This is a genomic window from Paraburkholderia sacchari, assembly GCF_000785435.2.
Taxonomy (GTDB): domain Bacteria; phylum Pseudomonadota; class Gammaproteobacteria; order Burkholderiales; family Burkholderiaceae; genus Paraburkholderia; species Paraburkholderia sacchari.
This window is the reverse complement of sequence record NZ_JTDB02000010.1, coordinates 13,617-38,292: the sequence shown is the minus strand read 5'-3', so window position 1 is coordinate 38,292 and position 24,676 is coordinate 13,617. Positions and strand designations below refer to the sequence as shown.

16 protein-coding genes and 8 pseudogenes are annotated in these 24,676 nt (G+C 60.4%); 14 read left to right on the top strand and 10 right to left on the bottom strand.

Annotated features, from left to right (window positions below):
* Positions 1-206 precede the first annotated feature (206 nt).
* Entirely contained in the window at positions 207-1,427 is a 1,221-nt protein-coding gene (locus NH14_RS27295) for an RtcB family protein (protein WP_035530823.1), read from the top strand.
* A 159-nt stretch (positions 1,428-1,586) separates the two neighbouring features.
* Here the strand turns inward: NH14_RS27295 and NH14_RS27290 are convergent, their stop codons facing one another.
* The 3 genes from NH14_RS27290 to NH14_RS27275 all read right to left on the bottom strand — a co-directional run bounded on the left by NH14_RS27290 (position 1,587) and on the right by NH14_RS27275 (position 3,834).
* The gene (locus NH14_RS27290; protein WP_035530826.1) at positions 1,587-1,889 is read right to left on the bottom strand and encodes an acylphosphatase; all 303 of its coding nucleotides are present in this window, start codon (positions 1,887-1,889) and stop codon (positions 1,587-1,589) included.
* An 878-nt stretch (positions 1,890-2,767) separates the two neighbouring features.
* A complete protein-coding gene (locus tag NH14_RS27280; protein WP_035530829.1) occupies positions 2,768-3,190 on the bottom strand; it encodes an ACT domain-containing protein in 423 nt (140 codons plus the stop codon).
* A 173-nt stretch (positions 3,191-3,363) separates the two neighbouring features.
* Positions 3,364-3,834 carry a YbhB/YbcL family Raf kinase inhibitor-like protein gene (locus NH14_RS27275; RefSeq protein WP_035530831.1) on the bottom strand — a complete coding sequence of 157 codons (471 nt, stop codon included), beginning with the start codon at positions 3,832-3,834 and terminating at the stop codon, positions 3,364-3,366.
* Positions 3,835-4,378: 544 nt separating this feature from the next.
* Between NH14_RS27275 and NH14_RS27270 the strand changes: the two genes are divergently transcribed.
* The 4 genes and pseudogenes from NH14_RS27270 to NH14_RS27255 form a co-directional block, all read left to right on the top strand.
* Positions 4,379-5,437, top strand: a complete 1,059-nt coding sequence (locus NH14_RS27270; protein WP_084225799.1) for a cysteine synthase A — start codon at positions 4,379-4,381, stop codon at positions 5,435-5,437.
* Positions 5,438-5,493: 56 nt separating this feature from the next.
* Complete coding sequence (locus tag NH14_RS27265) at positions 5,494-5,862, top strand: hypothetical protein (protein WP_035530833.1); 369 nt, start codon at positions 5,494-5,496, stop codon at positions 5,860-5,862.
* A 596-nt stretch (positions 5,863-6,458) separates the two neighbouring features.
* Complete coding sequence (locus NH14_RS27260) at positions 6,459-6,698, top strand: hypothetical protein (protein WP_152617239.1); 240 nt, start codon at positions 6,459-6,461, stop codon at positions 6,696-6,698.
* A 449-nt stretch (positions 6,699-7,147) separates the two neighbouring features.
* A pseudogene (locus NH14_RS27255) lies at positions 7,148-7,405 on the top strand (IS6 family transposase); the annotation flags it as partial.
* 198 nt (positions 7,406-7,603) lie between these two features.
* Here NH14_RS27255 and NH14_RS27250 read toward each other — a convergent pair.
* The gene (locus NH14_RS27250; RefSeq protein WP_237179785.1) at positions 7,604-8,674 is read right to left on the bottom strand and encodes a taurine ABC transporter substrate-binding protein; all 1,071 of its coding nucleotides are present in this window, start codon (positions 8,672-8,674) and stop codon (positions 7,604-7,606) included.
* 100 nt (positions 8,675-8,774) lie between these two features.
* Positions 8,775-9,743: an agmatinase gene (gene speB / locus NH14_RS27245; protein WP_035530839.1), complete on the bottom strand. Its 969-nt coding sequence runs from the start codon at positions 9,741-9,743 to the stop codon at positions 8,775-8,777.
* A 160-nt stretch (positions 9,744-9,903) separates the two neighbouring features.
* Here speB and NH14_RS27240 point away from each other — a divergent pair, with 160 nt between their 5' ends.
* On the top strand, positions 9,904-10,827 hold the full coding sequence (locus NH14_RS27240) for a LysR family transcriptional regulator (protein WP_035530840.1): 924 nt from the start codon (positions 9,904-9,906) through the stop codon (positions 10,825-10,827).
* Positions 10,828-10,894: 67 nt separating this feature from the next.
* Here NH14_RS27240 and NH14_RS27235 read toward each other — a convergent pair.
* Both NH14_RS27235 and NH14_RS27230 read right to left on the bottom strand, forming a co-directional pair.
* Positions 10,895-11,334 (bottom strand): annotated as a pseudogene (locus NH14_RS27235) (IS6 family transposase); the annotation flags it as partial.
* A 93-nt stretch (positions 11,335-11,427) separates the two neighbouring features.
* Positions 11,428-12,114: pseudogene (locus tag NH14_RS27230) on the bottom strand (transposase); the annotation flags it as partial.
* Positions 12,115-12,116: 2 nt separating this feature from the next.
* Between NH14_RS27230 and NH14_RS27225 the strand changes: the two are divergent.
* A complete protein-coding gene (locus NH14_RS27225; protein ID WP_237179784.1) occupies positions 12,117-12,821 on the top strand; it encodes a transposase in 705 nt (234 codons plus the stop codon).
* Between the two features lie 346 nt (positions 12,822-13,167).
* Here NH14_RS27225 and NH14_RS27220 read toward each other — a convergent pair.
* Positions 13,168-14,493 (bottom strand): annotated as a pseudogene (locus tag NH14_RS27220) (IS4 family transposase); the annotation flags it as partial.
* Positions 14,494-14,588: 95 nt separating this feature from the next.
* Here NH14_RS27220 and NH14_RS27215 point away from each other — a divergent pair.
* Positions 14,589-15,331: pseudogene (locus tag NH14_RS27215) on the top strand (IS5 family transposase).
* Positions 15,332-15,655: 324 nt separating this feature from the next.
* Here the strand turns inward: NH14_RS27215 and NH14_RS27210 are convergent.
* Positions 15,656-16,420, bottom strand: a pseudogene (locus NH14_RS27210) (LysR substrate-binding domain-containing protein).
* A gap of 613 nt (positions 16,421-17,033) precedes the next feature.
* On the opposite strand from NH14_RS27210, the gene NH14_RS27205 reads away from it, so the two are divergent.
* The 5 genes and pseudogenes from NH14_RS27205 to NH14_RS27185 all read left to right on the top strand — a co-directional run.
* A complete protein-coding gene (locus NH14_RS27205; protein WP_168727164.1) occupies positions 17,034-19,424 on the top strand; it encodes a DUF3141 domain-containing protein in 2,391 nt (796 codons plus the stop codon).
* Positions 19,421-20,359 carry a phosphate acetyltransferase gene (locus tag NH14_RS27200; protein ID WP_035535148.1) on the top strand — a complete coding sequence of 313 codons (939 nt, stop codon included), beginning with the start codon at positions 19,421-19,423 and terminating at the stop codon, positions 20,357-20,359. Before NH14_RS27205 ends, NH14_RS27200 begins: the two co-directional genes overlap by 4 nt.
* Before the next feature lie 4 nt (positions 20,360-20,363).
* Positions 20,364-21,545: an acetate/propionate family kinase gene (locus NH14_RS27195; RefSeq protein ID WP_035535151.1), complete on the top strand. Its 1,182-nt coding sequence runs from the start codon at positions 20,364-20,366 to the stop codon at positions 21,543-21,545.
* A 28-nt stretch (positions 21,546-21,573) separates the two neighbouring features.
* A complete protein-coding gene (fabI, locus tag NH14_RS27190) occupies positions 21,574-22,356 on the top strand; it encodes an enoyl-ACP reductase FabI (RefSeq protein ID WP_035535154.1) in 783 nt (260 codons plus the stop codon).
* A gap of 16 nt (positions 22,357-22,372) precedes the next feature.
* A pseudogene (locus NH14_RS27185) lies at positions 22,373-23,143 on the top strand (inorganic phosphate transporter); the annotation flags it as partial.
* Positions 23,144-23,180: 37 nt separating this feature from the next.
* On the opposite strand, the gene NH14_RS27180 reads toward NH14_RS27185, so the two are convergent.
* A complete protein-coding gene (locus NH14_RS27180; RefSeq protein ID WP_035535157.1) occupies positions 23,181-23,675 on the bottom strand; it encodes a hypothetical protein in 495 nt (164 codons plus the stop codon).
* A 613-nt stretch (positions 23,676-24,288) separates the two neighbouring features.
* Between NH14_RS27180 and NH14_RS27175 the strand changes: the two are divergent.
* Positions 24,289-24,666, top strand: a pseudogene (locus NH14_RS27175) (transposase); the annotation flags it as partial.
* Positions 24,667-24,676: the final 10 nt, after the last annotated feature.

Sequence of the window (24,676 nt, the reverse complement as noted above, 5' to 3'; positions counted from 1 at the left end):
AACATGGGAGTGGCGACCTTGTGTTCCGACTGTGTATTCCTTCACGCAGCGGACCGTCACAGTTGACCGTCGAACGGCAGGAAAGGCCGAACCGCTGCCTCCTGGAATGCCGGCGGGTTGTCGAATCAGGAAAAGCGGCTCACGCTAACGCCATACGCCGCGCACTGACCCGTGCCGACGAGCGACACTGACGAAGGGGCTAAGACATGGGCCCGGTCGATATTCAGCTAATGGAAGTGGCAGGCGGCAAGGCCGTGAAAATGTGGACCCAGGGCGTCGCGATTGAGGAGGCGGCTCGGCGGCAACTGAGAAACACGGCCCGCATGCCGTTCGTGTTCAGGCACGTTGCCGTAATGCCGGACGCGCACGTGGGCAAAGGATCGACGATCGGCAGCGTGATTCCGACACAAGGGGCGATCATCCCGGCGGCGGTGGGCGTCGATATCGGCTGCGGGATGATGGCGGTTCGCACGACGCTCACGGCCGCGGACCTGCCCGATTCGCTTTCCGGCGTGCGCGGCGCGATCGAGCGCGCGGTTCCGCATGGCGGTGCGCCGGGGCGGCGCGACCCGGGTGCATGGTCGCGTCCGCCGCCGGCCGTCGACGACGCCTGGCAGCTGCTGGCGCCCGGTTTTCAGCGCATCGTCGACAAGTATCCTTCCCTCGCGCGCACGAACAACCACGCGCACGTGGGCACGCTCGGCACCGGCAATCACTTCATCGAAGTATGTCTTGACGAAGGTGACGGCGTCTGGTTCATGCTGCATAGCGGATCGCGTGGTGTAGGCAACGCAATCGGGAGCCTGTTCATCACACTGGCCCAGGCCGACATGCGTCAACACCTTGCGAATCTTCCGGACAAGGATCTCGCGTACTTCAAGGAAGGCAGTCGGCACTTCGATGACTACGTGGAGGCGGTCGGCTGGGCACAGCGCTACGCGCGCAGCAACCGTGAGGTCATGATGAATGCCGTGATCGACGCGGTGCGCGCGACTATCGGCAAACCCTTCGCGATCGATGAGCACGTGGTGAACTGCCACCACAATTACGTGCAGAAGGAACGGCACTTCGGCGCCGACATCTTCGTAACGCGTAAAGGGGCGCTGTCGGCGCGAGCGGGCGAGTTCGGCATCGTTCCCGGATCCATGGGGGCGAAGAGCTTTATCGTTCGCGGACTCGGCAATGAAGAGAGCTTCTGCTCATGCAGTCACGGCGCCGGGCGCTCGATGAGCCGGAAGGAGGCCAAACGGCGCTTCACGGTCGAGGATCAGATCAGCGCGACGCTGCATGTCGAATGCCGAAAGGATGCAGGGGTCATTGATGAAATTCCGATGGCCTATAAGGACATCGACGCGGTAATGGCCGCGCAGCGGAGCCTGGTTGAGGTGGTACATACGCTGCGGCAGGTGGTTTGTGTGAAGGGTTAGGCCCTGATCGGCTTTTCCTGCTGCCAGAAAGACTGTATCCGGTAGGTACCAGGCTCGAAGCGCGGCGAGAGGATGTGTGCCTGCCTGCGGGTCGTAATTCGGAGCGGTGCGCAGCCTGCTGCTTCGGCGTCGCGCTCTCAATTTGCGCGAGATCCGGATTTACAAGCTCGGCAGCCGGTTGAATTCATCGAAGCGGGCGAACGGCGGTGGCACTTCTGTCACCTCAAATTCTTCGACGAGCGCTGCGGGCATTCCTTCTCTGAGCCACGCGCACATTTCGGCAAGTTGCCTACGGGAGCCCTGAATCATCGCCTCGACGGAGCCGTCCATGCGGTTGCGCACCCAGCCAGTGACAGCCAGGGCTCTGGCGCGGCACACACAGGCTTCGCGGTATCCGATGCCTTGTACCTGGCCGTGCACCCGCACCAGCCAGGTCTCGAGCATTCCGACGTCTGAGTTCATAGAAGGTCTTCTGAGTCGCTGGTAGAACTTTGCCGCGTCGATGTGTGGCTCCCCGGGGCGGCCGGTTCAAACCTCGCCACGTCAGGCTTCGGTAGCGTTATCCGTCGCGCCGGATCACGATATGGGCCGTGTTATGAAACCACTCAGCCCGGAATCTGGCGCGATATATCATTTCGCACAACTGCGCGACCAGAATTCGCTTTCTACGACGTACCTGGAGGGGCGTGTCAAGGCGGCGGCCGTCTATATCGGCGGCCTCGTCCGACGAACCGAATAGTGTGCTGGTCGAGCGGGTCGCGGCGGACACCCGCCACAGGCCCGCAATGGTGCAACGCCTAAAGCTGCCCGATGCCGGCGACACCGACACATGCCGCTCAATCAATTGTCGTCGGATCGGCTCGGAAGGTGCTCGTGCGGCACGGGCTCGGCAGCATCGGCGTCAGGTAGATCGTCTTTCGCGGATTTTACCGGTGCGTGGGAACCAGTCTTGGGCTGCGCGCCGGGCGGAGACTGTGCGGGGTCGAGATGCTCGGCTGTCGGCTCAGCGGATGGATTGGAAGGCATGGTGTGCTCCTGCGCCGATGAATACTATCTAAACCATGATAGATCGCATTGAGGTTAATTGCGCGACTAAGCAGGTTCCCTTGCAGGTGTTTTGCGGCTGTGTGCAAATGGCGCGTGTCCAGTTCCACATGACGGGCGATACGCATTGAAGCGTGCACGGTTCCAGCGCGGCGCAACACGCGCGTCTCGAGCCATCGCTGCCGCCCGACAGGCGCGGCGGCAATACCAGGAGCCGCGAAGGAACGCACGGCGGCGACTCAAACCCAGTTGCCTCGCCATGAGGGGCCAAGCCGGTTCGCAGTCCGGTACGGGCTTCAGGCCCTTTGCAGTATGTCAATTGCCTCTTCGGCATCGTCAAACGAATCGAACGCGATATAAGCAATGAACTGCGTGCCAAGTACAGCGGCCGAGACGCCGCGGAGGTTGATCCCCCCATCCGCCAACATCTGGGTTAATTGTGCAATGATGCCCAGTTGGTCCAGACCCATTACGCGGATGGAGTGAAGGCTCGGGGTGGCGGTGAACCCCACCTGCGTGGCGGCACGGATCGCACTATCTCCCTGTAGTGGAGCGACAAACACGACCCCCTTGCCCGATGCCTCCGGCGCGCGACGTGCCACGACAAACTGCAAGTCGACACCAGCATCCCGTAAGACGCTCAACACCTTCGCTAGGCCACCCGGTTTATCGTCGATGGTAGCCGCCCAAACATCGACGCGTTCTACGCTCAGTTCCATGGCAGTCCCTCCCACCTCGGATCTCATCAGAAGAATCTACTTCACGAACGGCACGCGGGCAAAGCAGGCAGCGTGACGCAACGACCCACGCCTTCTTTTTTATCGCAGCAGCTTCAATCTACTTGCACTGTGAGCAGGTCAAACGGGCTCGCAAGGTGAGTCGGGGGTGCGTGTTACTTCTGGAATGTGCCGACCAGTTCGGTGTGTGCCACGACGTGGCCTTCCATTGCCTTTTCCAACGCTGCCTTTGTGGGCTTGTGAAGATCGGGCAGCACAGTGTCGAGTGCGTAAAGCTTGTGGAAATACCGATGACGGCCAGCGGGCGGGCATGGGCCACCATACGTGGTGCGATGAAAGTCGTTAGTGCCCTCAAGCGTGCCTGCCGGAAGCACACCGGGAGGGACACCCTCCTGAACACCTGGAGCCGTCGCCGGGATGTTGTAAAGCACCCAGTGGACCCATGTCGTTCGTGGTGCGGCCGGGTCGGGCGCGTCCGGGTCGTCGACGATCAGCACGAGGCTTTTCGCATTGGCCGGTACCCCCGACCACACGAGCGGCGGCGAGACGTCTGCGCCCTTGCAGGTGTAGCGCCGAGGAATCTCTCCCCCTTCGTGGAAAGCTTGCGAGGCAAGGGCGAAGGCCATGGTGCGCTCCTCGGTGTCAGCCTGCCCGGCCGGTTAGTGCTTGCGATGCATCCAGCTCGTATGTTGCATGTCGAGCAACTGGCTCAGGCTCTCTCCTGGGGCATCGCGCCTGTAGCGACCAGGACCCGGGCCATGGCGACCACAATGAGAACCACAAGGCCAACCAAATAAGCCGATCGTTAACTGAGTCATGGCAGCCTCCTTGGGGAATGCCACCATGCCTGAATTCTAGTCATTGTGGGCAAGCTCAGACTGGCTTAACGCAAGAACAGTGGTGACATCCCGACCGACTCCCATCGACGGTCCGTCCTGAGCGCGGCTTCAGCGGCATGCATTGCCATGGCTAAATTAGGGCGCAGATTGGCGCAATGGAAGGTGGCCGTCGGCGGAGCAATCATTGGCGAGCGTCTTGCCTGCGAGTCTGCGCATCAACTTCATGGACACTTCCACGTATTCCAAATCAAACCTTGGGAAGTGCGCCGGATCTTTTTCTATCATTCCGGTGTGAGGGCGGTCTGTTGCCAGCCTTGCGAATGGAGGAGGTATGCGTGTCCGGGAGGGTTTTGTTGGGTGCGTGGGCGACACGCCACTTATGCGGCTCGCGCGGCTAAGCGAGGAGACCGGCTGCGAGATTCTCGGTAAAGCCGAGTTCATGAACCCGGGTGGTTCGGTCAAGGACCGAGCCGCGCTGTACATCATTCAGGACGCCGAGCAGCGAGGCGAACTCAGGCCCGGCGGCACGGTGGTGGAGGGGACCGCGGGTAATACCGGCATTGGCCTTGCCCATATTTGCGCTGCTCGCGGTTATCGCTGCGTAATCGTCATACCGCAGACGCAGTCTCCCGCGAAAATGGAACTGTTGCGTGTCCTCGGTGCCGAAGTCCACCCGGTACCCGCAGCCCCATACAAGGATCCAAACAACTACCAGAAGATCGCAGGACGGCTCGCGCAGGAACTAGACGGCGCGATCTGGGCGAACCAGTTCGACAACCTTGCCAATCGCAGGGCTCACTACGAGACCACCGGGCCTGAAATCTGGCGTGATACCGCTGGCACGGTCGATGCGTTTGTCTGCGCCACCGGTACCGGCGGCACACTGGCCGGAGTGGCCCGCTTCCTGAAGGAGAAGAACAGCGACGTGCGGATTGTTCTCGCCGACCCGCACGGTAGCGGTTTGTACAGCTTCGTGAAGACGGGCGAGATTCAGACAGAAGGCAATTCGATTACCGAGGGTATTGGCTCCAGCCGCGTTACCGCAAACCTCGACGGCACGCCGATTGACGACGCTTACCAGATCGATGACCAGTCATGCGTCGCAATGGTATACCGATTGCTGCGCGAAGAAGGCCTCTATGTGGGCGGTTCGACAGGCATCAACGTCGCGGCCGCTGTACGGCTAGCCCGGGAGATGGGCCCGGGGCATACGATCGTCACGCTGCTGTGCGATGGTGGCGAACTGTACCGATCTCGCCTTTTCAATCTGGACTGGTTGAAGCAAAGGGGGCTGGTTCCGGCCTTGGGATCCAGTCAAGCCTGTGAACATTTACGACCTGCCGCCCGAGAAAGCGAAGAACGTCCGCGAGGTGCCGGGTTCGCTCGATGAATCGCTAAAAGCGCTCTCTCGCCCAGCGAGCGGCGAATGCAGCGAAGGAAATCAAGGTGCTGGTGCGCAACTCGGTGGAGTCCATCTCGGGTGGCGCCGCACATGCGGACCAGGTAGCGCAAGCCATGGGGGACGTGCGGCGTGCGGTTCAGCGCGTGGTCGAAATCAACGACAGCATCTTCGAAGCTTCGCAAGCGCAGCGCAGCGGGATCGGCCAGGTCAACGAGGCGGTGAGCCGCATGGATCAGGTGATCCGCAATAATGCCGCCGTGGTCGAGCAGGCAGCGCAAGCGGCGTTCTCGCTGGGGGAGCAGGTTGCCGCCCAGCGGCACGCGATTGCGGTCTTCGAGGTCCATTCGCCGGCAAGCGAGACAACGAACTGTGTGTTGCGCTTGGGTGGGTGTGTCGCAACTGCGAGACGCTGAAACAGGGGCCGGTGCCGATACCTGTTCACGCCATCGACAAGGGCAGGGCACTTCGACCGCAGACCTGCTGCGTGCCCGGGAGCGCACCATATCGAATAGCGGACGCTGTCCAGTAAAGTCCACTGGGGTCGACTTTTGCGGCGTAAGTTTTGGCGTAGGTTTCAGGAGGGCAGTTCGCTGGACAAGGCCGCGCGACTACTTCGAAGAGAATGAGTAGTCAGGATTGACATTCGGATGAATGCCGGACTCGGCGTTTGGATGGCTGAAAAATAAGCGTTTTCTAGAATTTCGTAGCGGGATGGTATCCGCCTCTTCGCATATCCGAAAAAATAATGAACGAATGAAAGAAAAGTAATATTCGGATTGGTGAGGAGCGGTCAGATTTGCTGGGTTTAGATCTAAGTAACGGATTTAAAACGGCGTTCTGTTGGGTGCAAGCGCTGGGTTGATTAGCCTCCGCTCATCTTTCTCTGTGTGAATCGGCGATGCTGGCGTAGGTTTTTCCCCCTGTTGGGAGCGAACCTGCGCCATGTGTCTTTCTCCGCGAAACACCTACGCCGGGAATCGACAACCCTTCGCGCACCGCCGCGATGTCAATGGCACGAAAGAACGATCTGATCGCCACGCTTCTCGGCATGGACCAGTTCAATGAACTCGCGTTGCGCTTGAGTTTGACTTTAACCAGCTGGCGCTATGCAAATGCGCTCGCGCACCACCGGCCTGACGCTTTTAGTGTGTTGCACAGCCTTTTGCTTCCGGAAGCGCTTTTCGATTCCATGTCGGCCGCAATCACTTGCACGTTTGCATGGGTAAAGCGGAGAAATAGCGCTCTATAACGATAGGAATACTTATCGTAACAGGCATGTGGAACGGCATATTTTCAGGAAAAACGTGCGCTCACGCAACTAAATTTGTTAATAGTTTTCAACTAATGTTGTTAATGCATTGACGGCACAGTGACGTTCAACCAGCCGCTCGCGTCCAGTGGAAGGATTCAGGTGTTCTACGCCCCGGTCGCACGTCATATTTCGGCATAGAAACGAAAGCTTCGCGTTCATTGTTTAACAAAAATTAGTCGAAATCGCGCAGTAGCTAACAAAATTTATTGAAATTTTCATCCTGATGTTAACAAAACAAAATCTGCGGAAACGGTTGTCCGGTAAGGGATTGCGGAAATCGTTCAGTTGGCAGGGTGTTAAGAACTTTGCTTGTGCAAGCGTAACTCCTGAACGATTTGGTTGAGAAATGCGTCCGAGCATCACTGCGAGGCCACCGACGGTCACGATTCATGAAGGCCTCGGCCCGGATCAATAACCGCGCCGAGAACAGCCGCCAGCCGACGCGCCGGCGTGAGCGTCAGATGCAGGGTTCCCGTGACCCGCGGCGCACGCAGCGCTTTCTGTCGAACTTCGGCCCGATTCGTCAGCACTTCGTGCTGCCCCGGCACAGGATGAGTAAAGTTGACCATCGCGCACAACTGCGAGCACGCCTGGCCAGCTGGTTCCGGTGGACCGTCGCTGAGCCGAGTGGCATCGCTCAATAATCAACAGGAATCCTACTCATATCGCGTTGGTACGCGACCACGTCGTCAACTTGACAATGCCGTTTGGTGCCGAGAATGTCGATTTCCATGATGAACCTCCACACGTCAGGTTGACGTCCGTCAGTGTTCCCAGAAGGGAGGCACCAGGTCCATCTCATTACAACCTGCAAGACGGCCGCGGCTAATCGGTCGGTCGTTTCAATGGGCAAGGAATTCGGTGTACTGAGGAGCGACGTTCTTCTCGAAACTCACCGGCACCGACTGGATGCGCCCAATGGAGTTTAGCACCTTGGCTGTGTTGACGAGTGTCTTGTAGGTTGGCGAGCTCGTTACGCCGGTGCCTCGGCCCATGACCTTCGGCGTTGTCTGGTCGGCACCTGAGAACAGCTCGTAGCCGGCCAGCTCGCTCTGCGCGACAGGCACAGTCACACCCATGACGCGAGCCATGTCGGCAACCGCCTTGTCACGCTCCTTCATCGTCATCTGATAGCCCTGATCCATGGCGGCCACAAAGCCGCGCACCAGCGCCGGATGTGCCTTGGCCCAGCCGGCGTTGGCGATGCACACGTTATAGCTTGAGGCTTCGCGCGGCAGGTCGCCGTCGTTCTTGATCACCTTCCCGCCGGCCTCCCGCAGAGTAGTGAACACCGGGTCCCAGACGATCGCTGCGTCGATAGCGCCAGTCACCCACGAGGTACGCATCTGCGGCGGCGCCATGTTGATCTGTGTGACCGACGAATATGGTACGTGCGCCTCGGCCAGGAAAGTGGCCAGTTCGAAGGAGGCTTGCGAGCCCGCGACAATTGCAATCTTCTTGCCCTGCAGCGCGGAGACGTCCTTGATGCCGCTTTCAGGTTTGACGACGATACCGGCCGCGTCAATGTAGCGCTCCTGGTTGTACACGATGGTCATCGGCAGACCCTGCGCGATTGCCGTGACGACGGGTGGAATGCCGATGACGCACATGAATGACAGGCTGTTCGACGCCAGCGCGGCCATTGCCGCCGGGCCCGAGCTGAACATCTTGTACTGCACGTCGGCGTTCATGTTACGCTCGAACATGTGCTCGGCCATCGACACCATGAACGGATCGATGGCCTCCTCATAGCCGATAATGACATGCGGTTTTTCCTCGGCTTGAGTTACGCCCGAGGTAAAATAACTTGCAGCAAAGAGTGTCAGGAGAGCAGTAAGCGCCGATTGCGTCCTTTTCATTTTCCATCTCCTCCGATTGAATTCGCCCAGTTGTAGGTCGAAGAAGTATTGCATCGCATGTCTCCTCGGGAAAAAAACACATAAAGAGGCCGACCACCTTTCCGGCCATAGGGTGTCGTCACGATCGATGGCGGCACAGGGACCGGTCGCCCAATTACCTGCGCCGCTTGATGCTATCCGCCAGGACGCAGAGTATTTCGAACATCAGCGTGGCGCCGACGAGAGCGGTGTTGCCGCTCGGATCGAATGGCGGTGACACTTCCACCACGTCGCCGCCGACCAGGTGCAGGCCGCGCAACCCCCGAATCATGCGTTGTGCTTCGAGTGTTGTCAGTCCGCCGATTTCCGGAGTACCCGTGCCGGGCGCATAGACTGGGTCCAGCGCATCTACGTCGAACGTCACGTAGGTCGGAGCATCGCCCACAACGCGGCGAGCCTCATCAATGACCGCGTCGACACCCATGGCCTGGAATTCGTCGATGTCGATCACCCGAATGCCCTGGCGTTCGCCCCAGTCGTTTTCGCTGTCGTTGTAGAGCGCTCCACGGATACCGATTTGCACGGTGCGCTTCGGGTCCAGCAAACCTTCCTCGATGGCGCGTCGGAACGGCGTGCCGTGTGTATAAGGGTTATCACCGAAATACCGATTCCAGGTATCCGTGTGCGCATCGAAGTGCACCATCCCGAGCGGCCGGCCCTTGGCCAACGCACGCATGATCGGCAGCGTCACCAAATGATCTCCGCCCACCGACAGAGGCACTATGCCGGCCCTGCAGACCTCGGTGTAGAACGCGGTAATGCGGTTGAGCGAATCATTCAGGTCGACCGGATTGACGGGCGTATCGCCGAGGTCCGCGCAATTGCACAGCTCGAACGGATTGATACCGCTCGCGCGGTTGATGTTGCGAACCATGGTGGACACGTCGCGCAACTGGCGCGGCCCGTGGCGTGCGCCGGGGCGGTTGGTCGTCCCACCGTCCCATGGCACGCCGATGAGGCCGATTTCCACGTCCCTGATACGCTCGTCCGTCAGAGGCGTATATGGCAGCCGCATCAACGTGGCCACGCCGGCGTAACGAGGCATCACGGTACCAGTAATGGGCGCGAATCGGTTTTCACTCATGGCAACTCCTTTTGGGCAGTACGTGGGTTGTGTCGCGTTATGATCAGTCTGGCAAGTCCGCATCGTCGGTTGAATCCCGATCTTTCAAACCTTAGTTTTGGGTTTGCCGAACCTTCACCGCTGCCGCTTCTTCTATTCGAGACGCCGAGGAGCTTGTCCTGTGATCCAGGTAACCGACTTCGATTTGCGCCTGTTGCGCATTTTCAAAACCGTGACGGACTGTGGAGGCTTTTCCGCGGCCGAATCCGCGCTCAACATGAATCTGTCGACCATCAGCACGCACATGTCGGACCTTGAGGCGCGGTTGGGGATCCGACTGTGCGAGCGAGGGCGGCGCGGCTTCCAGTTGACCGACGGTGGGCGTTCGCTGTACCAACTGGCCGAGAAACTTCTGGATTCAGTCGAGGATTTCCGCGCCGGGATTGGCACGTTGCAGCATCGGATCAGTGGCGAACTGACCATCGGTGTCGTCGACAATACGACAACTGATCCACATTCCCGCATTGGGGCGGCCATTCTGGCTGTCAAGCAACGGGGAGGCGACCTGCATGTCAAGCTAGAAATCAGATCGCCCCGGGAAATCGAAGATGCAGTGCAGGAACGCAAGCTACATGTCGGCATCGGCCCGTTTCGAAACAAGCTGCCCGGTTTAGCCTACGAACGGCTTTATAGCGAGCAACTTTTCCTGTATTGCGGGGAGGGCCATCCGCTTTTTGAATCCGCTCCGCTGCAGGTTGAGGTCGACGACCTACGCGGATTGGACTACGTGTCGCGCGGCTACATGCGCGAAGCGAGGGAACTGACCGCGACGGTCGACTTCCGAATTGCGGCGACGGTCTATCACATGGAGGCTGTCGCGATCCTTGTGCAATCGGGCAAATTCATAGGCTATCTGCCGCAGCACTACGCGGCGCAATGGGTCGATCAGGGGCGAATGCGTCCGCTGCGCCCCGACTTGCTGAACCAACGTGCCGAGTTCAGTCTTGTCATTCGCAAGGATCGCGAGCCGACCATCGCGACTCAAGTGTTCCTTGACGCACTACGAGCCGGCAAGTCGTCCGATATTGATGGCTCTCTGACGTAGACCAAATTAAAGGGTAGTGTCGCGATAGCAGGGACGAAATGGGGTTTCCCCGATATAGAAAGGATTGCTATATACTCATCGAGTAGAATCGATCAGCAGTAGTTTTGGCAATGCCATTGTCATGCATCTGCCCTTTGTGGATCATATGCATGACTTCGATGCCGCCGAGAATAATGCGCGCACACCGGAACTCCTGAAACCCATCATCGGTCTGATTATGCGTTTGATGGCACGGTGATCCTGCTCGAAGATGTTGTTCAGGTACTTGTTCTGTCGGATCTTGATCGGGGTGGCCCGCTCGGCATTGAGCGCTTCGAGTGCCGCCAGATTGGCGCCGCCCTTGTCCACGGTAACCGTTTCGGGCTCGCCATTCTGGTCGATCGCCTTCCTGAAATAGCGAAAGGCAGCCGCCTTGTCTCGATGGGCTCGCAGCAGGAAGTCAACCGTGTTGCCATCCTTGTCGACTGCGCGGTGCAAATATTTGCATTGGCCTTTGACCTTGACGTAGAGTGTCTTGCGCGGCGTTTTCGTCTTTGCCATCATGCTCGTCAGGCTGTGCGGTCTCCGGATTCTACTCCACCCCGTTATTGCGACACAGCCCCCTTTCTCCTTGAGCACCTGGAAGGTCGTCTCGTCAGCGGGGATCACCGCTGACTCAAGCAGCGCGTCGCGCATCAGGTTGATCACCGGCTGCGTTGCGAGGCCGACCTTGACCATGCTGGCCGCAATCGTGTTGGACGAGATATCACCACCGAAGCGGCGAAGCAGACCAGCCTGACGATACAGCGGCATGCCAAACTGGAATTTGCCCGCCGCAATCCAGGCAAGTGCAGATTCAGTCAGGAGTCCTCGTGGGATGAGACGCGGTGGCGCCGGCGTGACCTTGATGCCAAGATCACAGCACGGGCATGCATACTTGACCCGCTGATGCTGGATCACGCGTAGCTGCTCAGGAATTACGTCGAGTTATTCGCTGATTTCCACGCCAAACTCGACCAGAGCATGGCCGTCGTTCCTACAGAAACGCTCGGCCTCCGGAAGTTCGTGCCGGCGGATCACGCGGGGCAGACCGGGATCGAGCGGCTTGCGGTGGCCGCGCTTTTTGCATGTATGCGCACCGACCTTCGTTTCGGGCGTATCTTCCTGGGCGGGTGCCGCATTCGCGCCAAGCGCCTCAGCTTCGTTGAACAGCCCGAACTGCTCCGAATCCCGTGCTTCGCTCTTTGCGCCAAACATCTCACGCCGGTAGGCACGCAGCCGTTCCTCGGCCAGGTCGCGCTCCGCGCTATATGGGATGTCAATGGAAGACGCTGCCGATCGACAGGAATGCTCAAGGCCTGCCCGAAATTCACTACACACGGGTCTACCGGATATTTCGTCGCTGGCAGGCCATGAGTTGTATTGATGCCATCTTTGCCGCCTCGGTTCGCAGGCTTCATGATGACCGGTTGCTTGATCTGACGGTCATTCACGGCGATGGCACGACGACAGCGGCGAAGAAAGGCGGCGATAACCTCGGCTATAGCGGCCACAAACATCTCAAGGGTGACAAGGTGGTGGCTTTGTGCGACCGCCACTGCAACGTCATCGCGCCGTTCGTCACTGCTGCCGGCAATCGCAATGAATCGCCCCTGCTGCGTGATGCGCTGCCCCGGCTCAGCCAGATGGCGCGCGCTATTGGCATGAATCTGAAAGGCTCCATCGTCAGTCTGGATGGCGTCTACGACTGCCGGGTCAACCGTAAGGCGATTTACAATCGTGGCATGGTTCCGAACATTCCCGAGAACCCACGCGCACGCAAAACCTCGAAGTGCGGTCGCAAGCGCTGCTTCAATCCGGCAATCTTCGAAGAGCGCTTTCGCACCATTGAGCGCGTGTTCGCCTGGGAAGACAAGTTTCGTCGCCTGCTGCTGCGCTTTGAACGCATCAGTGAGGTGCACTACGCCTTCAAGACGCTCGGCTATACGATGATCAATCTGCGCCACCACTGCTGAGCGTCAGATCATGGCATGCAGTTCATTCATGGCGCAGTGCGCCATGAACAGTCACGTCAATTCGATTCGTATTGCTGATGATAATGCCGATTGAACAGTCCGATAGTCGCCATTTCCATCAACTATCTATCCTGCTTCGCAGCTTCGTGAATGTCACCGGCATCCTCCAATGCCGAGCAGCCACGAAACTGGCAACCAGTTGACTGGATAGAAGAGGGTACAGAAGCAACATTACTTTCTGAGCATCGAACCCTTTCAGTGCCGCGGTGCTGTACCACGACCGATTGAGGCGGTTTGTGGCGCGCATGGCGAGCCACTTTTTGAATGCCGTCGTGCCGGTAATGCCGTTAAGGTCCTTTTTCAGGTATCGAACGGTATAGCGTTGAGGGCGAGATTTGACGACCCGGTCGCATGCGCGGCCGGGTCGTTTTTCAATGGGCAACGCCTTGAGACGTTCCCGCAGTCGCTGAAGGCATGCGGGCAGCTTGGCAAAGGCCGGTGTGACGGCGGCCCACATCATCTCGTGCTGGATGGTGTGGACGGCCCGCACAAAGCTGATATCCGTCGGTGCGAGCTTGGCTTCGAAGGCGGCATTGGCGATTTCGCGACGAATCAGGTTGTAGGCAATCAACGCCCCCCAGATTTCCTGATACACCCCTTCGACCGTGCGGCTGCGCAGGGCCAACTCCATCCCCAGCATCGACTGTTTGAGCTCACGGTAGCTGGTTTCAATTTGCCAGCGGCGCTCGTAGCAGGCAACGATATCGGCCGGCTTGGAGCGTCGGCGATCGCTCAGTGAAGTCAGCAGCACGCGTTCGCACCCGCGCGCATCGATGACGCGTATCGCCCGCGCCTGCCAGAATTCAGGCAGTGCGGGACACTTCTTGCGTGCCGGCGCGGAGACACACATGCGCACCGTCGCGTCCTCAGCGGTGCCCGCAATGAGATCCCGGCGAGTATTGGACTTGGCCGGAATCAGAAAGTGACGATTCCGGCCGTTCATCGTCAGGCCGCACAGGATCTCAGCGGCCAGAAACCCCTTGTCAAACACCGTGAGCGAATCGTCCGGCACCTGCGGCAGCAGGCTTTTCGCGTACACCATTTCGTTGGTGTCGTAGCAGCCAAAGTTAATGTCGGCAACCAGATGCGTCGGAATGGCCGTCAGCGTGACCGCTCGGGCCTGCGGATAGCTGGCCACCTTGCCACTGGCATAGCGTTGCGCGCCAAAGTGCTCACGGTTGGCGGGGCTGTCGGGGACGCGCAGCGTGGTGCCATCCATCGCCCACAAACTCAATCCTTTGAACCCGTGGTGCGCCGCGTCCTGCGTGCTCCAGGCGCGTGCCGTTCGTTCAAACAGCCATGCGAGCGGCGCCTCGCCAATGCGCTGGCGCGCCTGCGCGACCGCGCTCTTGCTCACAAACGGCGCCGTGTGGTCGGGCAGCGCCAAATCCAGGTTATCCAGGACCTCGCTGATCGACCAGTGTCGGTACATCGCCAGGGCGATCACGAGCCAGACCACTTGTTCCGTCGGCAGCCGTCGGCGCCGGATGCTTGCTACCCCTGCGGCCTGAACCGCCCGCTCGATCCACTCATACGGCAGATGCTCGGCCAGTCGACTCAGATCGGCCGGCTGCTGCGCTTCAAGCAGAAAAGTCAGGTGGCTGGAGAGCATCGCGCCGCCAAGTTAACAGCTTGGCGTGCCGTTTACAACCACTTCTTACTGCACAAACAAAAATGCCGTTCAGGCTTAACTGAACGGCATTACCACTGATTCCGGTGTTTACGCCGTCGCCCAAAGGCGGGCGACGCCGGACGGTGGACGACCGCGCGGCATTGAACGGCATCCTGTATGTCCTGCAGACAGGCATTCCATGGGAATACTTGCCGAAAGAACTGGGTTTCGGCAGCGGCATGACCTGTTGGCGAAGGCTGCGCGACTGGCAAGCCGCAGGCGTGTGGGAGAAACTGCATCTGGCGATGCTTCGCCGATTGCGTGAGCATGACCAGATTGATTGGGAACGGGCAAGTCTTGATGCGGCCAGTGTTTCCAGCCCCCGGGGGGGCCAGGAAACCGGCCCCACAAGCTCGGGTCGAAACGGCACATCGTCGTAGATGCGCGCGGCGTTCCGTTGGCCATCACGGTCACGGGTGCCAACCGACACGATTCGATGGCATTCGAGCCCACGCTTGATGCCATTCCTGCGGTGCCGGGCCTGAACGGACAGCCACGCAAACGCCCGGGCAAGGTGCATGCGGACAAAGGTTATGACTTTGCACGCTGCCGTCGTTACCTGAGGCAGCGCGGCATCACGGCCCGCATTGCTCGCCGTGGAGTGGAAAGTAAGGAGCGGCTTGGCCGACATCGCTGGGTAGTCGAGCGCACGCATGCCTGGTTTGCCGGTTTCGGCAAACTGCGCATTCGTTTCGAGCGTCGTCTCGACATTCATGTTGCGTTGCTGTCCCTGGCTGCCGCCGTTATCTGTTCGCGCTTCGTTGATGACTTGTGTTAGCCGCTCTTATGCACCGTTCGCCTATGACTGTGCATGGGTCGCCATCGATGCGATGAAACGCGCCGATCCGGAGTAGTTCGTCAGGTTGGGGGGGACTTCGAGTTATTGATCGCCGCCGCGTTATAGCTTGGCGCCGGCACGACAGTGGAGTGGAAGCCGCCGGAGAAGCCCCCGCTGCGCAAGGCGCAACTCAAGGGGATCACGGGCAAGATTTCGTTCAATCAGCATGGCGATCTTTTGAAGCCGAGTTTTACGCTCTACCAGGTCAGAGGCGCAAAGTGGGTGCCGGTAACAAACGCGAAACCGAAGTCCGAACTTTCGTTGTCAGCATGATTGCAATAGCCAGTCGCGAAATGCGACGAGCGAGGGCAGCGCCTTCGGCACGAGGCCAATTCCCATGCCAGCGCGAACCGCCTGTATCAGATGCAATGTCAATTCAAAGCTCGGGCCAATCCGCATCTGGCGATGATCGAGGTGGTAGTGCGAGAACTATTCTGCCCAAGCTTGCTGGTTGCTTGTGACGCCCAATAGCGTCTGCTGCGTCGCCCGTCAACGGATCCGGTAAGCGAGGCAGGGCTGGCAACGGCAATGAGGAACTCGTTGTAGAGGCGGTGCGCCGTTAGCCCGGGGCTCCTACCGTGATCGCCGCGTCGATGTCGTCACCATGAAAATCGACCGTGCCGATTCGCGAATGAACGTGGATGTTCACGCCCGGGTGCGCGGCACAGAACTCGTGCAAATGTGGAAGCAGCCATTTGGAACCGAATGTGGGCAAGGTCGCCAACCGCAGCACGTACCGGCACCTGCCTGTTGGGACATCGGCTGCAAGGTCGCGCCGCGAATGCGCCCCAGCGCACCGCTCAACTCGGCGAAGTACCGTCGGCCCACTTCAGTCATTTTGACGGAGCGCCCCTCACGACGAAAGAGCGCCACGCCGAACTGGTCTTCGAGCGTTTGAACCTGTCTGCTGATCGCGCTCTGACTTTGCGACAGTTCACCGGCCGCGCGTACATAGCTCTCGAGACGCGCTGCAGCGGTTCGTATGGACCGCGACTGCCGATTCAATTCTCCAAAAAGTGGCTCGGCTATGCAAAGTTGTTTCCGGGACGGAACACACTAGGTGCCTGATCGAACGCCCTGCGATTGCGCCTCCAAGATCCGCCCCTATTGTGACCTCCCGCGCTAACGGGGCAGTCGCGTCGCGGCTTGTGACGCAATGGCTTGCGCGGGCGCAGCCTGGGCCGCGCGGCAACTAGCCGGCCGGTCGGCATCATCATCTCGAATAGCGACGATGATCAGCAACGTATCGCATAGTGCCACGGTAGTCCCAGCGCTCATTATCGGCCGTCGCGAGCGCCGACCGCAATTGACGGGAAGCGGGCGATCCACACTGGCGCAGCCATGTGCTCCGTGAATTTCCATTACGACAAGTCGGCATCGGCAGGATATGGGCCGATGGTCCTATAGAGAAAGCACGCGCGGCGCTGCACCATTCAGTTCGTACAAACGTAATCGTCTGCGGCTTGGCGCAGCGCCGTAACGAATCTGTCACACGCGTCTGCCAGTGTCTACATGGAAAGCATCCATGTTCGCCTTTGCCACTATGCGCGTGACTGTTCAGATTATTCGCAAGCATTCCTTTCATTCAATCGAGGCAGCGGATGTGTTTTTTTCACTCGTTCGCGGACAAAAAGGTGATGCCATGACCGACCTGGCCAATCAATATGCGCGTTCTCAGGAAATCGGCGGCAAAGTCGCCCGGCTCTTCGCAAGGCGATCGGAATTAGCGCAGACTCAATTCAGTCAGCGTTTAGCGGACGCGGCCCGGCGGCTGGGCGAGAGCGACAAACCCGCTTCGCCCAGCCCCGCATGGGCAACCGCGCTGGACCCCTGGGCCGGCTACCGCTACGCGATGGATGTCGCCGAGCGTTCCGTGCTCTTCTGGGACACCCTGCGTCAGCGCGGAAACGGCTTCGTCGAGCAGGCGCGCAACGGTCTTCAACCCGTCCTCCATTTCGACCACGAACTCGTGATCGACGGCCGCACGCTGGCTCGGCCAGTCAACTACGCGCTCGTGCGGCTGCTGCCGCCGGACGGCGTGGTAGTCGACGTTAGCAAGCGTCCTTATGTGATCATCGACCCGCGTGCGGGCCACGGTCCCGGCATCGGCGGATTCAAGGACGACTCGCAGGCTGGTGTCGCGCTCAGAGCCGGCCACCCCGTGTATTTCGTCATTTTCTTTCGCGACCCGGAGCCCGGCCAGACGCTGCTCGATGTCTGCGAGGCCGAGCAGCAATTCATCAGAAAGGTCGGCGAACTGCATCCGGACAGCGAGAAACCAGCGATCGTCGGCAACTGCCAGGGCGGCTGGGCCGCCATGATGCTGGCGAGTTCCGACCCGGACCACACCGGCCCGCTCGTCATCAACGGTGCGCCGATGTCTTACTGGAGCGGCGCGTGGAGCGAAGGCGAGGGCGACAATCCGATGCGCTACTCGGGCGGCATGCTGGGCGGCACATGGCTCGCGTCGCTGACCGCGGATCTGGGCAACGGCAAGTTCGACGGCGCCCATCTCGTGCAGAACTTCGAAAACCTCAACCCCGCCAACAGCCTGTGGGACAAGTACTATCACCTGTTCGACAACGTCGATACCGAGCCGCCGCGCTTCCTCGATTTCGAGCGCTGGTGGGGCGGCTACTACCTGATGAACCGCGAGGAGATCGAGTGGATCACGAGCAACCTGTTCGTCGGCAACAAGCTTTGGTCGGGCGAAGTGCGGGGTCTCGGCGGCACGGCCTTCGACCTGCGGGCAATCAAGTCGCCGATCATCCTGTTCGCCTCGCTTGGCGATAACATCACGCCGCCTCAGCAAGCCTTCAACTGGGTCGCCGATATCTACGCCAGCACGGAGGAGATCAAGGCGCGCGGTCAGGTGATCGTCGGGCTCGTGCACCAGTCCATCGGCCATCTCGGCATCTTCGTGTCGGGCAAGGTGGCGAGGAAGGAACACCAGCAGATCGCCTCCGTGCTCGAAGCGATCGAAGCTTTCCCGCCCGGCCTGTACGGCATGGAGATTGCCGAGCAGCGCGGCGCGGACGGCAAACTGGAATACGACGTGTCGTTCAGGGAGTATCGCCTCGAAGACGTCGCCGCGCGCCTGAACCGGTTCGAGCGCGCCGACGAACAGCCGTTCGAGGCCGTCAAGCGCGTATCGGAATTGAATCAGCGTGCGTACGAGCTTTTCCTGCAACCGTGGGTGCAGGCGCTGTCGAACGAAACGACGGCGAACCTGCAGCGGCAGTTCCATCCGTTGCGCGCGCAACGGTGGGCGTTTTCGGATTTGAATCCGTGGCTTGCATGGCTTGGGCCTGCCGCCGAGGCGGTCAAGGCGAAACGGCATGCCGGAGCCCCGGAGGAAACCAGCATCAGGGCGGTCGAACATTATGGCTCGGAAATGATCAGTGCGTCGCTCGACCTCTATCGAGCGATGCGCGACGCCATGACGGAGAGCGCGTTCTTTTCCTTCTACGGAAACATGTACTCCGTCGAACAAGGTGATGAGGCGCAAGCCAGACCCGCTGCAGCGGCCGGGGATCACCGCGATCTGCCCTACGTGAGGGATGCGCTGGCGTCGATGACCGAAGGCGGCTACACCGAGGCGCTTGCTCGCGCGGCTTGTCTGCTCGCGCGCCGGGGCGAGCCGCTTCCGCTCGCGCGGCTTGCCCTGCGCAGCGAACTCGCGAAGGACTACGCGGCGTATGTGCCCCAGCTTGCTAGCGACCAGTGGAGGCGCGTGCGGGGCGAGCAGGAAATCATCGTGCATTACGAGCCGGAACTGGCGCTCGCCACGCTGCCGCAACTGCTGGAAGACCCGAAAGACCGGGAAAAGCTGCTTGATCTGGCCGAAAAATTGCTGGCCGACCAGCGCGTCCAGGAGGCCGGGCCGACCGCAGCCCAGCTCAGCATGCTCGACAGGATCCGTGCGTCCCTGCCGCTTGAACGTGCGCAGGCGGCACGGTCCATCGCAACGCTGCGTCAGGTGCCGGAGGCGCCGCCCAAGCGCGTGGCACCCAATCTCAAGGAGGCGTCGTGAATCGTGAACACGAAAAGTATGACCGGCTGATTGCCATTTGCCGGTCTCTGCCGCCACTGGCCACCGCAGTGGCGCATCCCTGCGATCGAAGTGCTCTCGAAGGCGCGTTGCAGGCGAAGGAACTCGGCCTGATTGCGCCGGTTCTCGTGGGGCCGCGCGGACGCATCGAAGAGGTTGCAGAAAGAGAGAACCTCGATATCACGGGCTGCGCGATCGAGGATGCGCCGCACAGTCACGCCGCCGCGGCACGGGCGGTCGAACTGGTGCACGAAGGGCGCGTAGAAGCGGTGATGAAGGGCAGCCTGCACACCGACGAACTCATGGGCGCGGTAGTGAGTCGCGAAGGCGGACTAAGAACGGAGCGCCGCGTGAGCCATTGCTTCGTGATGGATGTGCCGCGGCACGAGAGCGCGCTGATCATCACCGACGCGGCGATCAACATCGCGCCCACGCTGGCCGAGAAGGCCGACATTCTGCAGAACGCCATCGATCTGGGTCACGCGCTGCGCTTTCCGGAAGTGCGGGTGGCGCTCCTCTCGGCGATGGAGACGGTCAATCCCAAGGTGCCCTCCACGATCGAAGCCGCTGCGCTGTGCAAGATGGTCGACCGTGGCCAGATCACCGGCGCGCTGGTGGACGGTCCGCTGGCGCTCGACAATGCCATCGATCCCGAGGCCGCGCGCATCAAGGGTATCGATTCGCCGGTGGCGGGACGCGCGAATGTGCTCATGGTGCCCGACCTGGAGGCCGGCAACATGCTTGCCAAGAGTCTGTCGTTCCTGGCCGGCGCGGATGCCGCAGGCATCGTGCTCGGAGCGCGGGTGCCTGTGATCCTGACAAGCCGCGCGGATTCCATCGTCACGCGGCTTGCCTCGTGCGCGGTGGCATCGCTCGCGGCCGAGAAGCGCAGGGAAGATGCGCGGATGAGGGGGTAGCGCAATGGCCGACGTCATCCTCGTTCTCAACGCCGGTTCGTCAAGCATCAAGTTCAGCGCTTTCAATGCGCAGCCGGACGATCTGCCGCTCGTCATGCGCGGCCAGATCGAAGGGCTGCTTTCGGCGCCACGTTTCGTCGCGTTCGATGGAAAAGGCGAGCAGACCGGAAAGCATGATTGGGGTAATGAGCCCCTCAGGCATGAAGAGGCGGTCGCTCACATCGCCCAGTTCCTGCGCAGCCATCGCGACGGCAACCGCCTGGTCGCCGTCGGGCATCGCGTGGTGCATGGCGGCCAAGGATTCTCGAAGCCCGTGGCCGTCACACCCGGTGTGCTGGACGAACTCGACAAGCTCACGCCGCTCGCTCCGCTGCATCAGCCTCACAACCTGAAGCCGATTCGTGTCATCGCGGAGCGCAACCCGGAGCTGCCGCAGGTTGCGTGTTTCGACACGGCGTTTCATGCGACGCAGCCTGCGCTTGCCTCGACGTTTGCGCTGCCGGCAGCGTTGACCGAACAAGGCGTGCGGCGATATGGATTCCACGGCCTGTCCTATGAGTACATCGCGCGTATGCTGCCCGATGTCGCTCCTGACGCAGCGAAAGGCCGCACTGTCGTCGCCCATCTCGGCAATGGCGCGAGCATGTGCGCGCTGGAGGCGGGCAGGAGCGTGGCGAGCACGATGGGCTTCACCGCACTCGATGGGCTGCCGATGGGCACGCGCAGCGGCAATCTCGATCCTGGCGTCATCCTTTATCTGCAGGATGAACTGAAAATGGATACGCGTGGCGTCGAGGAACTGCTGTACCGTCGCTCGGGGCTGCTGGGGGTATCGGGTATTTCCGGCGACATGCGTACGCTGCTGGCGAGCGACGACGCGCGCGCGGCCTTTGCCATCGACTTGTACGCGTATCGCATTGGACGCGAACTGGGATCGCTCGCCGCCGCCCTGCGGGGGCTCGACGCGCTGGTTTTCACGGCGGGCATCGGCGAGCACTCGCCGGAGATTCGGCGGCGAGCCTGCGAACAGGCTCGCTGGTGCGGGTTGGAAATCGACACCAGGGCAAATGAAGCGGGCGGCCCCTGTATCAGCACGGCGTCGAGCAGGGTCTCGGTCTGGGTCATCCCGACCAACGAAGAACTCATGATCGCCCGCCATACGCGTGAAGCGGCGGGCATTGCGTGAATCTATCCGATTGCCAGGGAGAAGTCTGATGAGCCAGAGCGTTCAACATCCGGTGCTGAGCGGGAAGAAGGCGTTGGTGACGGGTATTGCCAACGAGCATTCGATTGCATACGGATGCGCGAAGGCGTTCCATGAAGTGGGCGCCGATCTCGCGATCACCTATGCCGACGAGAAAGCGAGGTCATACGTGGAGCCGCTGGCGAAAGACCTCGAGGCGCCTATCTTTATGCCGTTCAACGTCTCGAAGCAGGAGGAACTGGAGGCGGTATTCGAGCGGATTGCGAGTGTATGGGGCGAACTCGACATCCTCGTGCATTCCGTCGCGTGGGCGCCAAAGAGCGATTTGCAGGGCGGGCTGCTCAACTGCTCCGCTGAGGGCTTTGCAGCGGCCATGGACATTTCATGCCATTCATTCGTGCGGATGGCCCGGCTCGCCGCGCCACTGATGAAGCAGGGCGGCTCCATGTTCGCGATGAGCTATCACGGCGCGAACAAGGTGGTCCCCAACTACAACGTCATGGGTCCGGTGAAGGCGGCGCTGGAGGCGTGCGCACGCTATCTGGCGTATGAACTGGGTCCGCAGCAGATCCGTGTGCACGCCGTTTCGCCCGGGCCCCTGAAAACACGCGCTGCATCCGGCTTGAAGGACTTCGACGTGCTTCTCACCCAGGCGGCGGAACGTGCACCGCTTGGCGAACTGGTCGACATCATGGACGTCGGCTTCACCTGCGCGTACCTCGCGACGCCCTATGCGCGGCGTTTGTCAGGCGAAACACTTTACGTGGACGGTGGTGTTCACATCATGGCGTAGGCGTACGACGACGCGAGCAACTTGGTACTTTTGCCTGCCGTCTTCCAGCTCGCATACCCTGATCGGTTCCATTTTCGGTGTCGGCCTGATGAACTAGCTGATGCGCGGACCTTCGGGTTCCAGTGGCGTCGACTGGTCCCAGGCGCTCGGGGTTGGTAAATCGCTGCTATTCTCGCCGATCGTCGGCTTCGTGTTCGCGGGCTTACTCCTGCTGGTGCTGAAGGCGGTAGTCCGTGTTCCTGCGCTCTACGCAGAACCGGTCGGCAACAAGCCTCCTCCGCTCTGGATTCGGAGCCTGCTGATCCTCACCGGCACGGGAGTTTCTTTCGCGCATGGGTCAAACGACGGGCAGAAGGGGATGGGGCTGATCCTGATCGGGACGGTGCCGACCACCTACGTCCTGAACAAGGCGGTAACACCAAAACAGACGCACACCTTCGTGGCGGTTGCTCATCAGGCTTCGGCAGTGCTAGGCAGATACGCTGGTGGCACGCCCGCCCCCACCGATCCTCGTGCGAATGTCGAAGCATACGTGCGAAGCCGCCAGCTTACGCCAGCCACACTGCGCGCAATTCAGCAACTCACCGATACCCTCGCCCAGCAGGTCGCATCGGCAGGATCGATAGGCGCCGTGCCACCAGACCTGGTCGACAATGTCCACAACAACATGTATCTGGTTTCTGAAGCAATCCGTCTGATGGAGAAGTCCGGACAGCCCGACTTCACGGCAGACGATCAGACCATCATCGACGGCTATATGCAGCAGGTCAATCACGCGACCAAGTTTTACTGGCTTTTCAGAAACCTGTTCTGATCGGCGATGATCAGGTATTCGCCGGGCGGCCGGTCTTGACCGTTTCCAGCGCCTTGATTGCCTCGACAAGGCGCTTATCGGGCGCGGCCTCCAGCATCGTGAGCGCGGCGCGCAGCAGTTCGCTCTTCTTCACGCGCACGCCGTTATCCTGGCACTTCTGCTTGAGTGTGGCGATTTTCGCGTAGTCCGACTTAGGCATCGTGAAGCTGTCGCGCACGACCTTTTCCTTCTTCGCGCGCTTGGGTTTCGACTCGGGCGTCGCCTGGTTCCTGGCGGCGTTGTCCGCTGCGGCCATCTCTACCGCGGGCGTTTTCGCGGCTTCTTTCCCTGCGTTCTTCGGCGTCTTGGCCGGCGCTGCCGACGCCTTTGTCCGGGCCTTGGTCCTGGGCGTGGCCGAAGCATTCGATCGCGTCGTCTTGCTGGCCTTTCCGTCCGACTTTGCGGGCGCCTGCACCACGTCGGCGTTGCTCTTCGGGGGCGGCACGTTGACTTCTGGTGTGGTCATTGGTTCTCTCCTGTCGCGTGGAGAAAATAGTATATACGGTTTATCGAAGTGCGGGCCGTACGGACCAGCTTCGCAATCGAAAGCGCAAATGCCTTGCTTTTCTCCGGGACAAGCGCCCGTCCTGCAGGCTTTCTAGACGCTTGCCGACCGAAACTGTGGACAAGCACGCACGGATCCGGGCCCCTACTTTTGCGTAGCAAAAGGCGGTCGGGAATTGCTTACCATGTTCTGCCCAGGTGTCGTCCGTTGAATTTCGCGTGGAGTCAGTACATTGACCCTCGGCGTGCCGCTCGTTGCGCCTTGCAACCGACCTTCAGAAAGCCGCAGGACACACAATTTGATGAGCTTCAACCGGTTTCGCGCGCCAGGCGTTGACGATCACGCGCTTTCGGCAACAAGGCCTGAGGCTCTTCTGAAACAGATGAAGTCTCGCACGCATGCGGTCCAGTCAGCGAGGCTGCTCTCCGAACCGTCTGCGCGTTCTCACCGGATGTGGCGCTGATCCACATCTGCGTTCCCGGATGGATGGTATCGAACCAGGTGCACGGCTTCCTGATAAAATTTCGATTCCCAGGTAATTACCAAGCACGGCGAGAGATCAACCCCGCGCCAGGAAAAAGTCATCAACGCCGATTCCAAGGCGGCTGCCCCGAATGAGAAGTGGCTCACTGACATCACCGAGTTCCCGATTTCGGCTGGTGAGGTGTATCAGTCGCCCATAATCGACTGTTTCGATGGGCTGGTAACCAGTTGGTCAATAGGCACGCGTCCGGTTGCCGAGCTTGTGAACATCATGTTGGATGCGGCTATCAAGACGGTGCCCGATTGCGACGAACGGCCTGTCGTCCACTTCTATCGCAGTGCTCACGATCGCTGGACGGGGTGGCTCTCACGTATGCGCGACGCGAAGCTAATTCGCTCGATGTCGCGCAAAGGGTGTACGCCCGACAATGCGACCGGCGAAGGCTTCTTTTGCCGACTGACAACGGAGCGTGTTCGAA